This is a genomic window from Pseudomonas sp. MF6767 (assembly GCF_016405475.1).
Taxonomy (GTDB): Bacteria; Pseudomonadota; Gammaproteobacteria; order Pseudomonadales; family Pseudomonadaceae; genus Aquipseudomonas; species Aquipseudomonas paracarnis.
The window spans coordinates 416508-429127 of sequence record NZ_JAEKCY010000003.1; the positions used below are offsets into that span (position 1 = coordinate 416508).

Here is a 12620-nt window from a genome sequence, read left to right on the forward strand (position 1 = left end):
TTTAGCTTGTGGCTTGAAGCTTACAACTCGAAGCTTCAACCGTGGATGCCGAGCATATCCCGCGCCAACGCCTCGGCGATCCGAATCCCGTCGACACCCGCCGACAGAATCCCACCGGCATACCCCGCGCCTTCTCCGGCCGGGAACAAGCCTTTGACGTTCAGGCTCTGCATTGACTCGTTGCGGGTAATGCGCAAGGGCGATGAGGTGCGGGTCTCGATGCCGGTCAGCACCGCATCGTGCAGCGAGTAACCTTTGATCTGTTTCTCAAACGCCGGCAAGGCTTCGCGGATGGCTTCGATGGCGAAGTCCGGCAGGGCCAGGGCCAGGTCACCCAGCGACACTCCGGGTTTGTAGGACGGCTCCACACTGCCCAGCGCGGTGGAGGGTTTTCCGGCGATGAAGTCACCTACCAGTTGCGCCGGGGCCTCGTAGTTGCTGCCGCCGAGGATGTAGGCGTGGGACTCCAGGCGCTCCTGCAACTCGATACCGGCCAGCGGGCCACCCGGGTAATCCACCTCGGGGGTAATCCCTACCACGATGCCAGAGTTGGCATTGCGCTCGTTACGTGAGTATTGGCTCATGCCGTTGGTCACGACGCGATGGGGCTCCGAGGTCGCAGCCACGACGGTGCCGCCCGGGCACATGCAGAAGCTGTAGACCGAACGGCCGTTCTTGGCGTGGTGCACCAGCTTGTAGTCCGCAGCACCCAGCTTCGGGTGGCCGGCGTATTTACCCAGGCGTGCGGCGTCGATCAGCGACTGTGGGTGTTCGATACGGAAACCCACCGAGAACGGCTTGGCTTCCATGTACACGCCACGGTCGTGGAGCATGCGGAAGGTGTCACGGGCGCTGTGGCCCAGGGCAAGAATCACGTGCTTGGAGAGGATCTGCTCGCCGCCGTCGATGACCACGCCGTTCAACTGGCCGTCTTCGATCAACACGTCGGTGACCCGCTGCTCGAAGCGCACTTCACCGCCCAGGGCGATGATCTGCTCGCGCATGTTTTCCACCACGCCGGTCAGGCGGAAGGTGCCGATGTGGGGCTTGCTGACGTAGAGAATTTCTTCCGGCGCGCCGGCCTTGACGAACTCGTGCAGCACTTTGCGACCGTGGAATTTCGGGTCCTTGATCTGGCTGTACAGCTTGCCGTCGGAGAAGGTGCCTGCGCCGCCTTCACCGAATTGCACGTTGGACTCGGGGTTGAGCACGCTTTTGCGCCACAGGCCCCAGGTGTCCTTGGTGCGTTGGCGCACTTCCTTGCCGCGCTCGAGGATGATCGGCTTGAAGCCCATCTGTGCCAGCAGCAGCCCGGCGAAGATCCCGCAGGGACCGAAGCCCACCACGATTGGCCGCTCAGCCAGGCCTTCCGGCGCCTGGCCCACCACCTTGTAGCTGACATCCGGTGCCGGGTTGACGTTGCGGTCGTCGGCAAACTTGAGCAGCAGCGCGGCTTCACCCTTCACGTTCAGGTCGACGGTGTAGATGAAGCACAGCTCAGAGGTCTTTTTACGCGCATCGTAGCTGCGCTTGAACAGGGTGAAATCGAGCAGGTCATCACTGGCGATGCCCAGGCGCTGCACGATGGCAGTGCGCAGGTCTTCTTCGGGATGGTCGATGGGCAGCTTGAGTTCGGTGATTCGTAACATGACAGGATCCGGTAGGCGGCGGGCAAGGAGGCCGGCTGTTTTGCAAACCGGCGATTATAAGCCCCAATGGCAAGTTTCCGTCAGGTTAAAACAGCACAGGGCCTAATCAGTCGTCCCGCGAGCCGCCGAATGCTGCGCAACCACGCTGCACCTGGCCGTTCACGCGCAACTCGGCGCTCATGTGTTGCAGGCTGCCGCTCACACTGTCGACGCAGCGCTGGGGCGCCACCCACAGTTCGATGTGCTGGTTGTTGGCTTCAGTCATCAGATTGAAGCGGCCGTCGCCCAGTTGTTCCTCGACGTAGGGTACTGCCAAAGGTGGATGGCCTTCGCGTTCCAGCACCATACCCTTGGCCGTGACATTCATTGCCCAGGCGGGTTTATGGCCGTTGGCCCGCAGAATCATGCGCTTGAAGTCCGGGTCGGAGCACGCTGAAGTCGAGCGTTCGACGCGATACAGCTGTTGCAGGTCCACTGAACCCTGGGTGCCGCTGGCGACCCCGGAAAACTTGCCGCGCAGGTCGGCAAACAGCTTGCCCTGCTGGCCGGCCAGCGAGGCGGCTTCCTGCAGGACGCTGGTGCCGCCGGTGTCGTTGACCACGTAGCTACGCTGGTCGCCGCACGGCTGGAACAGCAGTTTGCCGTCCACCGCGGTCAACTCACCCTGCATACGGGTCAGCCCGACAGTCGATGGCTTGGCCGGCTCGCTTTCGAACAATTGGCAGGCGGCGAATACAGGAAGCAAGGCAAACAGGACGAGGGTACGGGCGGCGCGCATTATCGGGTCTCCAGGCAAGTGCCGCCACGTTACGCAGGCTGGCCGTGCATCACAAGCCCGCTTGCCAGCTTCAGGCGTTTCTTACAGTACTCACCCTCATCCCACGATAAAGGTCTGACCAGTTTGTAGGCCCTCGACGCTTTTTGCGTAAGCCAGCGCCACATCGGCGGCGGGGGCAGGTTTGTAGCCACGGAAATAAGGGGCATAGCTGCCCATGGCTTCCAGTAGCACAGTCGGGCTGACCGAGTTGATACGCAGGCCGCGAGGCAATTCAATGGCCGCCGCTTTGACGAAGGCGTCCAGAGCACCGTTGACCAAGGCCGCCGAAGCGCCGGTACGGATAGGATCACGGTTCAGGATGCCGCTGGTGAACGTGAACGAAGCACCGTCGTTGGCGTACTCACGGCCGATCAACAGCAGGTTGACCTGGCCCATCAGCTTGTCACGCAGGCCCAGTTCGAAATCGCTGTCGTTCATGTCTGCCAGGGGCACGAAGTTGACGCTGCCTGCCGCGCAGATCAGGGCGTCGAACTTACCGGTCTGCTCGAACAGCTTACGGATCGAGGCGCTATCGCTGATATCCACCTGGAAGTCACCGCTGGTGCGGCCGATGCTGATCACTTCGTGGCGCTGGGCCAGTTCCGCCTTGACCGCTGAACCGATGGTGCCGCTGGCACCGATCAATAGGATTTTCATCGTGCTGTTCCTCTGGGGCTGATTTCCTGCAGGGGCAAGCGTGCTCGCGAAAAACTCAAGGTCGCCGGCGTGTAGTCAGGCTTACCGCGTGATCGTTGACGTTCTTCGCGAGCAAGCTCGCTCCTACAGGGGTTGGGATTTGCGTTCAGTCTAGTGTGGCTTTTTAATTGGATAAACGTGCTAATAGGCAACCTTTGGTTTTCAAATGGAAACAGTCCATGAGCGAAATGGATGACCTGGCGGCGTTCGCCGTGCTGATCGAAGCCGGCAGTTTCACCGTGGCGGCCGCACAATTGGGCTGCAGCAAAGGGCAGTTGTCCAAGCGCATCAGCCAGTTGGAAGCGCAGTTTGCCGTGGTTTTGCTGCACCGCACCACGCGCAAGCTGAGCCTGACTGCTGCCGGCGCGGCGTTGCTGCCCCAGGCACAAGCATTGGTGGTGCAGGTGGAACGCGCCCGCCAGGCATTGGCGCGGCTCAAAGATGATTTGGCTGGCCCTGTGCGTATGACCGTTCCAGTGTCGTTGGGTGAAACCTTCTTCGATGGCTTGCTGATGGAGTTCTCCAAGCAATACCCGCAGGTGCAGATCGAGCTGGAGCTCAATAACAACTACCGAGACTTGGCACGGGATGGTTTTGACTTGGGGGTACGGTCGGGCGCCATCGAACATGAACGCTTGGTGGCTAAACCTTTGCTGGCCTGGCATGAGATGACCTGCGCCAGCCCGGCTTATCTGGAACAGCATGGCGAGCCGCAGACCCCAGCGGACCTGGCGGCGCACAGCTGTTTGCTCAACAGTCATTACAGTGGCCGCGAGGAGTGGTTGTACCACCAGCAACACGAATTGCTGCGGGTAAAGGTGAGCGGCACCTTCGCCTCCAACCACTACAACCTGTTGAAAAAAGCAGCGTTGGTCGGCGCCGGTATTGCCCGCCTGCCGTCCTACGTTCTACCCACGGAGCTGGCTGACGGCCGATTGCGCTGGCTGCTGCGCGATTATCAGACACGCAGCATGCCGATGTACTTGGTGCATCCCTACCAAGGCGGTTTGCCTCGGCGTACCCAGGTGTTGGCCGACTACCTGGTGGACTGGTTCAAGCGCAGCGGCGAAGCGCTGGATCGGCTTCAGCGATAACGACGGGCAATCAGGTGGTCGATGGACAGGCACCCGGGGCCTTTGGCAAGCAACAACAATAACAGCGCAAGCCAGGTGCCGTGAGTGGGGTAGGCGTCAGGGTAGACGAACAGCTGGATGGTCAAGGTCATGCCTATCAAGGCCAGGGCCGAGAAGCGCGTGGCGAACCCCAGCAGAATCAATACCGGAAAAAAGTGCTCGGCAAAGGTTGCCAGGTGCGCGGCCACCTCTGGCGACAGCAGAGGCAATTGGTATTCGCTGCGAAACAAAAAGAGCGTCGAGGCGGCGAGTTTGGGCTCACCCCATTGGAAGGTGCCGCTGATCAGGTCAATGGCAAAGCCTTCGACCTTGGTCTGGCCAGACTTCCAGAACACCGCAGCAATGGAGAAGCGCGCGATAAAGGCGATCAGGCTGTAGGGGATTTTTTCAAACAGTGCGACGGTTCGTTTTACCAGGCAGGGAGCGGGAAAGTTCATGGCGATACCTCTGGTTGCAGATGCAAATGGGTGATGGCGTCGTGGCTGATCAACAGCGTGAGACATAGGTGCAAGTCGAATTCGTCAGAGGCTTTCAGGGCATCAGCTATGGCCATTTCCAGCCCTGCGCCTTGGTTGAGTCGGTTGATAAAGGTCACAGACCCGCGGTCGATGGCGAATACCTTGACCACCAACCCTTGGCGCAAGACCAGCCCGCCTTGAGCATGCCAGGGGTTAAAGCTGGTAATGGCCCCGTCGGCCTGGTGCGCCGTCCAGACCGATACCACCGCGTAGGAAGATTCCAGCGTGGCAAGTGATGGATGCAGTCGTACACGCAGTTGCCCCAGTTGCGCGCAACCTTGCAGTTGCCGAAGTACGCTGTGCTGATCCAGAACCTGGCAATCCGCCGCGTGATAAGCGCGGACCCTCAAGCGTTCCAGCCGGGCGACATCGGCCAGGTAGGGCACGCTCCAGGCTGGTTCGAAACCCTGGATAAAGTCAGCGAACGTGCCGCCGTACTCACTGATCAAGGGGCTGGTGGGGGGGTGGGCCTGGGCATACAGGCCGGCCATGGCGCGGAAAAACTCATCGCCGACCAGTTGCCGCGCCACCGGGTAGGCGGCTGCCAAAGCATTGATCAAAGCGCTATGGACATTGTTTCGATACACCGCAAAGCGGCTCGCCGGTTCAGCACCGTTGCTGCTGAACACGCCCTCGGGGCAGGCTGCTTGCGGGGCCAGTAAAGCCTCGGCGAATGTTTGCTGAATGCTCATCGGGCCACCTGCGACAAATACCATTCGGCCTGCCGGGCCTCTGCTTGCAACACGCTGAACGCGGGCACCTGGTTATCCCGCTCGATCAGCGTCGCCACCGCTCCGGTCCGCGCCAGTACCTGTGCGTAAAGCTGCCACACGGCGTTATCGATCGGCGCGCCGTGGTCATCAATCAGCAGGCGGTCGCCCAGGCTGTCGGTGTCTTCGGCAAAACCGGCCAGATGAATCTCACCCACTGCGTGCAATGGCAAGGCATCGATGTAGGTCAGCGGGTCGCGCTGATGATTGATGCAGGACACGTAGACGTTGTTGACGTCGAGCAGCAGGCCGCAACCAGTACGGCGGACTATCTGGCTGATGAAGTCGGTTTCGTCCAGGGTAGAGCGCTGGAACTGCAGGTAAGTGGAGGGGTTTTCCAACAGCATCGGCCGCTTGAGCGTGCTCTGTACCTGATCCACGTGTTCGCATACCCGCTCCAGGGTGCAGGCGTCGTAGGCCAGGGGCAGCAAGTCGTTGAGAAACACCGGGCCGTGGCTGGACCAGGCCAGGTGTTCGGAAAAAGACTGGGGTTGATAGCGTTCGATCAGCGTGGCCAGGCGTGCCAGGTGCTCGCGATCCAAGGGGGCTTCGCCGCCGATGGACAGGCCGACGCCGTGCAGTGACAGGGGGTACTGCGCACGAATCAACCCCAGGTAGTGATGAAACGGGCCGCCGGCCACCATGTAGTTTTCGGCGTGTACTTCGAAAAAACCGATGTCGGGGCGGGTCTCGAGAACCTCGGTGAAGTGCTCGGTCTTGAGCCCCAGCCCGGCCCGATAGGGGAGGCCGGGCACCTGAGCCGGTGAGACCGCGTGTTGGGCTGTAGGCGTCATCATCAGTACTCAGGCTGCGCGGGGTTCAGGATTTGGCGGTGAAGGCCGCTTCCTGGCCAAAACCGGTCGGCGAGGTGGTGCTTGGGGTCTTGGTGCAAGTGCCGGCGGGTACCAGCTTCCAGGCATTGGCCTGGTCTTTGGTTTTGGAGGTGCCAGCGCAGGAAGTGCCGGCGCCCGCGGCGCAGTCATTTTTGCCGGCTTCAGCCACGCCGAAGCATTTCTGCATGTCGTCGGCCGCGTGGGCGGTGGTGGTCAGGGCGGACAGGCTCAGGGCAGAACCAAGGGCCAGAACGAGGGTGGCAGCGGACAGTTTGGTGGTCATGGTGTGTCTCCAGCAGTGGTTGAATGCGCAGGCTTGATTGCCTGCATGCACCACTAGAGAAAGGGGGAGGGAATTCGTTACAAAGCCATCGAAAAAAACTGCAAACAACACCTGTTTAATGACTTATACAAAGCAAATGTGGGAGTCGGGCTTGCCCGCGATGCAAACGCCTCGGTTCTTCAGATACACCGGGGTGATGCCATCGCAGGCAAGCCAGCTCCCACACAAGCCAGCTCCTACTTAGAACTCACTCTTTCTTAGCCGCCGAGGTAGGCCTCCCGCACCTTCGGATCGGTCAGCAATTGCTCACCCGTACCCTGCATCACCACCCGGCCATTCTCCAGTACATAGGCACGGTCAGCGATTTTCAGCGCCTGGTTGGCGTTCTGTTCCACCAAAAACACCGTCACACCGTCCTTGCGCAGTTGTTCGATGATGTCGAAGATCTGCTGGATGATGATCGGTGCCAGGCCCAGGGAAGGCTCGTCCAGCAGCAACAGCTTGGGCTTGCTCATCAGCGCCCGGCCGATGGCGAGCATCTGCTGCTCGCCGCCGGACATGGTGCCGCCGCGCTGGCTGAAGCGTTCCTTGAGGCGGGGGAACAGGTGCAGCACCTTGTCCATCTGCTCCTGGTAATCGCCCTTGTCGGTGAAGAACCCACCCATGGCCAGGTTCTCTTCCACGGTCAGGCGCGAGAACACCCGACGGCCTTCGGGCACCACCGCAATGCTCTTGCGCATGATCTCGGCGGAGTGCTTGCCCACCAGTTCTTCACCCATGTAGCGGATGCTGCCACTGTAGGCTTGCGGCGAACCGCACAAGGTCATCAGCAAGGTCGATTTGCCGGCACCGTTGGCGCCGATCAGGGTGACAATCTCACCCTGGCGCACTTCCACATTGACGCTGTGCAGGGCCTGGATCTTGCCGTAGAAAGTGGAAACGTTTTCGAATTGCAGCATTTTACGCTTCCCCCAAGTAGGCTTTGATCACTTCAGGATTGTCGCGGATCTGCTCCGGCGTCCCGTTGGCCAGCGGCGTGCCCTGGTTGATCACCACGATATGGTCGGAGATGCTCATGACCAGTTTCATGTCGTGTTCGATCAACAGCACCGTGGCGTTGTTTTCCTCACGCAGCACACTGATCAGCGCCTTGAGGTCTTCGGTTTCCTTGGGGTTCAGGCCCGCGGCAGGTTCGTCGAGCATCAGGATGCGCGGGCGGGTCATCATGCAGCGGGCGATTTCCAGGCGACGTTGCTGGCCGTAGGCGAGGGTGCCTGCCGGGCGGTTGGCGAACTCGGTCAGGTTGACCTTGTCCAGCCAGTACGCCGCGTATTCCATGGCCTCGCGTTCGCTCTTGCGGAACGCCGGGGTCTTGAACAGGCCAGCGAAGAAGTTGGTGTTCAAGTGACGGTGCTGGGCGATCAACAGGTTCTCGACCGCCGTCATGTCCTTGAACAACCGCACGTTCTGGAAGGTACGCACCACGCCTTTGCGGGCGATTTCGTGGCCGGCCAGGCCCTGTATGGGTTGGCCGTCCAGCAGGATGCTGCCACCGCTCGGCTTGTAGAAACCGGTGAGGCAGTTGAACACCGTGGTCTTGCCGGCGCCGTTGGGGCCGATCAGCGCTACCACTTGTTTCTCTTTGACGGTCAGGGCCACGCCATTGACCGCCAGCAAACCGCCGAAGCGCATGCTCAGGTTTTCGACTTTCAGGATCTCGCGGCTCATTTGCGCAGCTCCATGTGTGGACGTTGCATGGGCAGCAGGCCTTGAGGGCGCCAGATCATCATCAGCACCATCATGGCGCCGAACATCAACATGCGGTATTCGCTGAACTCACGCATCATTTCCGGCAGCAGGATCATCACGATGGCCGCCAGGATCACGCCCAGTTGCGAGCCCATGCCACCCAGTACCACGATGGCGAGAATGATCGCCGACTCGATAAAGGTGAACGATTCCGGCGTCACCAGGCCTTGGCGAGCGGCGAAGAAGCTGCCGGCAAAACCGGCGAATGCAGCGCCCAGGGTGAATGCGGAAAGCTTGATGATGGTCGGGTTCAGGCCCAGGGCACGGCAGGCGATTTCATCTTCGCGCAGTGCTTCCCACGCACGGCCGATGGGCATGCGCAGCAGGCGGTTGATCACGAACAAGGCCGCCAATGCCAGCAACAGTGCGACCAGGTACAGGAACACCACTTTGCTCACCGGGTTGTAGGCAATCCCGAAGTACTCGTGGAAGGTCTGCATGCCTTCGGCGGCGGTGCGGTCGAACGACAGCCCGAAGAACGTCGGCTTGGGAATGCTGCTGATACCGTTGGGGCCACCGGTGATATCGGTGAGGTTACGCAGGAACAGGCGAATGATCTCGCCGAAGCCCAGGGTCACGATCGCCAGGTAGTCACCGCGCAGGCGCAGCACCGGGAAGCCCAGCAGGAAGCCGAACGTCGCCGCTGCCATACCGGCCAGTGGCAGGCAGATCCAGAAGCTCCAGCCCAGGTAATGCGAGAGCAGCGCGTAGGTGTAGGCACCCACGGCGTAAAAGCCCACATACCCCAGGTCGAGCAGGCCGGCCAGGCCCACCACGATGTTCAGGCCCAGGCCCAGCAACACGTAGATCAGGATCAGCGTGGCAATGTCGACCGCGCCGCGCGAGCCGAAGAACGGCCAGATCAGCGCCGCGATGATCAACCCGATGATGATGTAGCGCTGGGTGCGCGGCAGGGTCAGAAATTGGCTGACCTTGGGCGACACCAACGGGCCACGGTTGCCCTTGAACAAGGCACCGACCTGCTGGGTGAACAGTACACGCAGGAACATCAGCACCGAACACAGGGCGATGACGGTCAGGGTCACAGGCCCGGTGCCGTGCACCTCCAGGTTGATGCCGACAATGCTCAGCTTGAGGCCGAGTACCGGGAAGGCCACGGCCCACACCAGCAAGGCGCTGAAAAACGCCGATTTAAGATATCTGCTCATACTTTCTCAACCTCCGGACGGCCCAGGATGCCGGTCGGACGGAACAACAACACCAGAACCAACAGGCCGAACGCGACGACATCCTTGTACTGGTCACCGAAGATATCGGCGCCAAAGGCTTCGGCCACACCCAGCACCAGCCCGCCGAGCATGGCGCCCGGAATGCTGCCGATGCCGCCCAATACCGCAGCGGTAAAGGCCTTGAGGCCCACCAGGAAGCCGGCGTTGGGGTTGATCACGCCGTATTGCATGCTCAGCAACACGGCCGCCACGGCCGCCAGCGCAGCACCAATGACGAAGGTCAGGGCGATGATGTTGTTGGTGTTGATGCCCAGCAGGTTGGCCATCTTGATGTCTTCGGCGCAGGCCCGGCAGGCGCGCCCCAGACGGGAGCGGGAGATGAACAGCGTCAGGCCCAGCATGGCCACCAGGGTGACCACGAAAACCAGAATCTGCATGTACGAAATCAGCACTTCTTGTGCGCCACCCGGGCCGAAGGAGATGCTCCCCGGAATCAGGTTGGGAATGGACTTGTCCTTGGAGTCCTGGGACAGCAATACGGTGTTCTGCAGGAAAATCGACATGCCGATCGCGGAAATCAGCGGGATCAAACGGTTGCTGCCCCGCAGGGGACGGTAGGCAACCCGCTCGATGCTGTAGCCATAGGCACTGGTCACGATGATCGATGCCAGGAACGCAGCGGTCATCAACAGCGGCAGGGAGTGGATCCCCATCATGGCCAGCCCGGCAAGGGCGATAAAGGCCACGTAGGAACCAATCATGTACACCTCGCCATGGGCGAAGTTGATCATTCCAATGATGCCGTAAACCATTGTGTAGCCAATGGCTATCAAGGCATAGGTGCTGCCAATGGTCAGGCCATTAACCAGCTGTTGGAAAAAATGATAGATCTCAGGCATTACAGCGCTCCTAAAAACCCGATACGCATTTCACTGGTGGAGTCATTTCCGGCTCGGTGCCCTGTTCTGTGACCAGGTTGCACGAAGCGTTTGCCAGCGAACCGCTGGTGACGGTTTTAAGATTTTCAGGTGAGCCAGCGCCCGGATCGCGGGTGACATGGCCCATAAACCTCGTAAAACAAAGCCCACTGCTTGCACAGTGGGCTTGTTGACCAGTAACGCCTGGCTTACTGAGGGGAAACTTCGGTTTTTGGTTTACCGAAGTGCCATTCGTAGACCACGAACTTGAAGTCCTTCAGGTCGCCCTTGGCGTCGAAGCTCAGATCGCCGGTAGGGGTCTTGAAGGTACCCGCGTGGATGGCCTCGGCCACTTTGGCGGTGTCTTCGCTCTTCGCGGCAGCGATACCGCCGGCGATGACTTCAACTGCCGAGTACGCCGGGAATACGAACGGACCGGTTGGGTCCTGTTTGTTCTTGGCGAACTCTTCAACGATGGCTTTGTTGGCAGGGTCGGTGTCGAAGGATTTCGGCAGGGTCACCAGCAGGCCTTCGGAAGCGCCCTGGGCGATTTGCGAGATGGAGTCGTTACCCACGCCCTCTGGGCCCATGAACTTGGCGTTCAGGCCTTTTTCCTTGGCTTGGCGCAGGATCAGGCCCAGCTCAGGGTGGTAACCGCCGTAGTAGACGAAGTCGACGTTGGCTTGCTTGAGTTTCTGGATGATCGAGGAGAAGTCTTTGTCACCGGCGTTCAGGCCTTCGAAGACGGCAACCTTGGTGCCTTTTTCTTCAAGGGTCTTCTTCACGGCGCTGGCGATACCTTCACCGTATTGCTGCTTGTCGTGCAGCACGGCAACGATTTTCGGTTTCACGTGGTCGGCGATGTAGTTGCCGGCCGCTGGGCCTTGCGCGCTGTCCAGGCCGATGGTACGGAAAATCAGCTTGTAGCCACGGGAAGTGATTTCAGGGCTGGTGGCAGCGGGGGTGATCATGATGACGCCTTCGTCTTCATAGATATCCGATGCTGGCTGAGTGGAGCTGGAGCAGAGGTGGCCGACGACGAACTTGACGCCATCATTGACCACTTTGTTGGCAACGGCCACGGCTTGTTTTGGATCGCAAGCGTCGTCGTATTCCTTGGCCTCAAGCATCTTGCCGTCTACGCCGCCCTTGGCGTTGATGTCTTTGATGGCTTGCTTGGCACCCATGAATTGCATGTCGCCGTATTGCGTCACCGGACCGGTCTTGGGACCGGCGATGCCGATCTTGATGGTGTCGGCTGCGAACGAATGGCCGGCAACCCCAGCCAGGACCATAGCGGCAAACAGTTTGGAAATCTGCTTAGTAGCCTTATTCATAGTGCTCCACTCTTACTGTTGTATTTTTTATAGTTCTAGCGGCCTTGTGAGCTGCAGAACCGGATCAGATATCGCGGATATCCCCCCGGCATTGCCCTGGCAACTGTACCGGTACAGTGTAGAGCGCCGGTTGATCGCTTGAAAAGCTGGCAGCTGGGGGCAAAACCTGGGTATGTCGCTTAAGTGAAAGAAAAAGACAGAATTGCGCCGGGCTGCTAACAGCTTTCAAGGCATTCCTTGGCTTTCCTGGCAGTTTCAATCGCTACTTCATTTGCTACTGGGTTTTTCTGCCTGAGCGACGGGGCTATGATTGCGCCGATTTTCTACTCAGGTGAATTCCCATGACGCAAGAACCAAGCACCCTCTATGCCAAGCTGCTCGGTGAAACCGCCGAAATTTCCTGGAAGGAGCTTGAACCGTTCTTTGCCAAGGGTGCCCTATTGTGGGTCGATGCCGGCCTGGATTTGATCGAGGCCGCCGAAGGAATGGCCGAAGACAACCGTGACAAAGTCGCCGCCTGGCTGGCTGCAGGCACCCTTGGCGAGGTGTCTGCGACGCGGGCATTGGACCTGGTCGAACGGGATCCAAGCTTATGGGCAGTGGTGGTCTCGCCATGGATCCTGATCCAGGAAAGGGCAGCATAAGAATGGCGTGCACGAAAAAGGTGC

At 60.0% G+C, this 12620-nt stretch carries 14 protein-coding genes; 2 read left to right on the forward strand and 12 right to left on the reverse strand.

What is annotated here, in order from left to right; translation table 11 throughout:
- Positions 1-35 precede the first annotated feature (35 nt).
- The 3 genes from JFT58_RS08105 to JFT58_RS08115 all read right to left on the reverse strand — a co-directional run bounded on the left by JFT58_RS08105 (position 36) and on the right by JFT58_RS08115 (position 3123).
- The gene (locus tag JFT58_RS08105) at positions 36-1649 is read right to left on the reverse strand and encodes an NAD(P)/FAD-dependent oxidoreductase (protein WP_034125946.1); all 1614 of its coding nucleotides are present in this window, start codon (positions 1647-1649) and stop codon (positions 36-38) included.
- A 106-nt stretch (positions 1650-1755) separates the two neighbouring features.
- Entirely contained in the window at positions 1756-2427 is a 672-nt protein-coding gene (locus JFT58_RS08110) for a COG3650 family protein (protein ID WP_034125947.1), read from the reverse strand.
- A gap of 96 nt (positions 2428-2523) precedes the next feature.
- Positions 2524-3123: a short chain dehydrogenase gene (locus tag JFT58_RS08115; protein WP_034125948.1), complete on the reverse strand. Its 600-nt coding sequence runs from the start codon at positions 3121-3123 to the stop codon at positions 2524-2526.
- Positions 3124-3341: 218 nt separating this feature from the next.
- Here JFT58_RS08115 and JFT58_RS08120 point away from each other — a divergent pair, with 218 nt between their 5' ends.
- Positions 3342-4256, forward strand: a complete 915-nt coding sequence (locus tag JFT58_RS08120; protein WP_054898403.1) for a LysR family transcriptional regulator — start codon at positions 3342-3344, stop codon at positions 4254-4256.
- Here JFT58_RS08120 and JFT58_RS08125 read toward each other — a convergent pair.
- The 9 genes from JFT58_RS08125 to JFT58_RS08165 all read right to left on the reverse strand — a co-directional run bounded on the left by JFT58_RS08125 (position 4247) and on the right by JFT58_RS08165 (position 11952).
- Positions 4247-4732, reverse strand: a complete 486-nt coding sequence (locus tag JFT58_RS08125; RefSeq protein ID WP_034125950.1) for a DoxX family protein — start codon at positions 4730-4732, stop codon at positions 4247-4249. The two genes, JFT58_RS08120 and JFT58_RS08125, sit on opposite strands and share 10 nt — an antisense overlap.
- On the reverse strand, positions 4729-5505 hold the full coding sequence (locus JFT58_RS08130) for an HvfC/BufC N-terminal domain-containing protein (RefSeq protein WP_054898404.1): 777 nt from the start codon (positions 5503-5505) through the stop codon (positions 4729-4731). Before JFT58_RS08130 ends, JFT58_RS08125 begins: the two co-directional genes overlap by 4 nt.
- On the reverse strand, positions 5502-6380 hold the full coding sequence (bufB, locus tag JFT58_RS08135; protein WP_054898405.1) for an MNIO family bufferin maturase: 879 nt from the start codon (positions 6378-6380) through the stop codon (positions 5502-5504). The genes JFT58_RS08130 and bufB overlap by 4 nt, the downstream gene beginning before the upstream one ends.
- Positions 6381-6402: 22 nt before the next feature.
- Positions 6403-6699 carry a BufA1 family periplasmic bufferin-type metallophore gene (locus tag JFT58_RS08140; protein ID WP_034125953.1) on the reverse strand — a complete coding sequence of 99 codons (297 nt, stop codon included), beginning with the start codon at positions 6697-6699 and terminating at the stop codon, positions 6403-6405.
- A 257-nt stretch (positions 6700-6956) separates the two neighbouring features.
- Positions 6957-7658 carry an ABC transporter ATP-binding protein gene (locus JFT58_RS08145; RefSeq protein ID WP_003193540.1) on the reverse strand — a complete coding sequence of 234 codons (702 nt, stop codon included), beginning with the start codon at positions 7656-7658 and terminating at the stop codon, positions 6957-6959.
- Between the two features lies 1 nt (position 7659).
- Positions 7660-8427, reverse strand: a complete 768-nt coding sequence (gene livG / locus JFT58_RS08150) for a high-affinity branched-chain amino acid ABC transporter ATP-binding protein LivG (protein WP_003193538.1) — start codon at positions 8425-8427, stop codon at positions 7660-7662.
- Positions 8424-9677, reverse strand: coding sequence for a high-affinity branched-chain amino acid ABC transporter permease LivM (locus JFT58_RS08155; protein WP_034125955.1), 1254 nt, complete (start codon positions 9675-9677; stop codon positions 8424-8426). Before JFT58_RS08155 ends, livG begins: the two co-directional genes overlap by 4 nt.
- Entirely contained in the window at positions 9674-10597 is a 924-nt protein-coding gene (gene livH / locus JFT58_RS08160) for a high-affinity branched-chain amino acid ABC transporter permease LivH (RefSeq protein WP_003193535.1), read from the reverse strand. Before livH ends, JFT58_RS08155 begins: the two co-directional genes overlap by 4 nt.
- A 227-nt stretch (positions 10598-10824) precedes the next feature.
- A complete protein-coding gene (locus tag JFT58_RS08165; protein WP_003193533.1) occupies positions 10825-11952 on the reverse strand; it encodes a branched-chain amino acid ABC transporter substrate-binding protein in 1128 nt (375 codons plus the stop codon).
- A 341-nt stretch (positions 11953-12293) separates the two neighbouring features.
- Between JFT58_RS08165 and JFT58_RS08170 the strand changes: the two genes are divergently transcribed.
- On the forward strand, positions 12294-12596 hold the full coding sequence (locus JFT58_RS08170) for a DUF2288 domain-containing protein (protein ID WP_034125956.1): 303 nt from the start codon (positions 12294-12296) through the stop codon (positions 12594-12596).
- Positions 12597-12620 lie beyond the last annotated feature (24 nt).

Bases quoted from the DNA above. Each gene is read 5' to 3' on its own strand.
- JFT58_RS08120 (WP_054898403.1), top strand. From the start codon at position 3,342: ATGAGCGAAATGGATGACCTGGCGGCGTTCGCCGTGCTGATCGAAGCC.
- livG (WP_003193538.1), bottom strand. From the start codon at position 8,427: ATGAGCCGCGAGATCCTGAAAGTCGAAAACCTGAGCATGCGCTTCGGC.
- livH (WP_003193535.1), bottom strand. From the start codon at position 10,597: ATGCCTGAGATCTATCATTTTTTCCAACAGCTGGTTAATGGCCTGACC.
- JFT58_RS08170 (WP_034125956.1), top strand. From the start codon at position 12,294: ATGACGCAAGAACCAAGCACCCTCTATGCCAAGCTGCTCGGTGAAACC.
- JFT58_RS08165 (WP_003193533.1), bottom strand. From the start codon at position 11,952: ATGAATAAGGCTACTAAGCAGATTTCCAAACTGTTTGCCGCTATGGTC.
- JFT58_RS08125 (WP_034125950.1), bottom strand. From the start codon at position 4,732: ATGAACTTTCCCGCTCCCTGCCTGGTAAAACGAACCGTCGCACTGTTT.
- JFT58_RS08130 (WP_054898404.1), bottom strand. From the start codon at position 5,505: ATGAGCATTCAGCAAACATTCGCCGAGGCTTTACTGGCCCCGCAAGCA.
- JFT58_RS08115 (WP_034125948.1), bottom strand. From the start codon at position 3,123: ATGAAAATCCTATTGATCGGTGCCAGCGGCACCATCGGTTCAGCGGTC.
- JFT58_RS08140 (WP_034125953.1), bottom strand. From the start codon at position 6,699: ATGACCACCAAACTGTCCGCTGCCACCCTCGTTCTGGCCCTTGGTTCT.
- JFT58_RS08145 (WP_003193540.1), bottom strand. From the start codon at position 7,658: ATGCTGCAATTCGAAAACGTTTCCACTTTCTACGGCAAGATCCAGGCC.
- JFT58_RS08110 (WP_034125947.1), bottom strand. From the start codon at position 2,427: ATGCGCGCCGCCCGTACCCTCGTCCTGTTTGCCTTGCTTCCTGTATTC.
- bufB (WP_054898405.1), bottom strand. From the start codon at position 6,380: ATGATGACGCCTACAGCCCAACACGCGGTCTCACCGGCTCAGGTGCCC.
- JFT58_RS08155 (WP_034125955.1), bottom strand. From the start codon at position 9,677: ATGAGCAGATATCTTAAATCGGCGTTTTTCAGCGCCTTGCTGGTGTGG.
- JFT58_RS08105 (WP_034125946.1), bottom strand. From the start codon at position 1,649: ATGTTACGAATCACCGAACTCAAGCTGCCCATCGACCATCCCGAAGAA.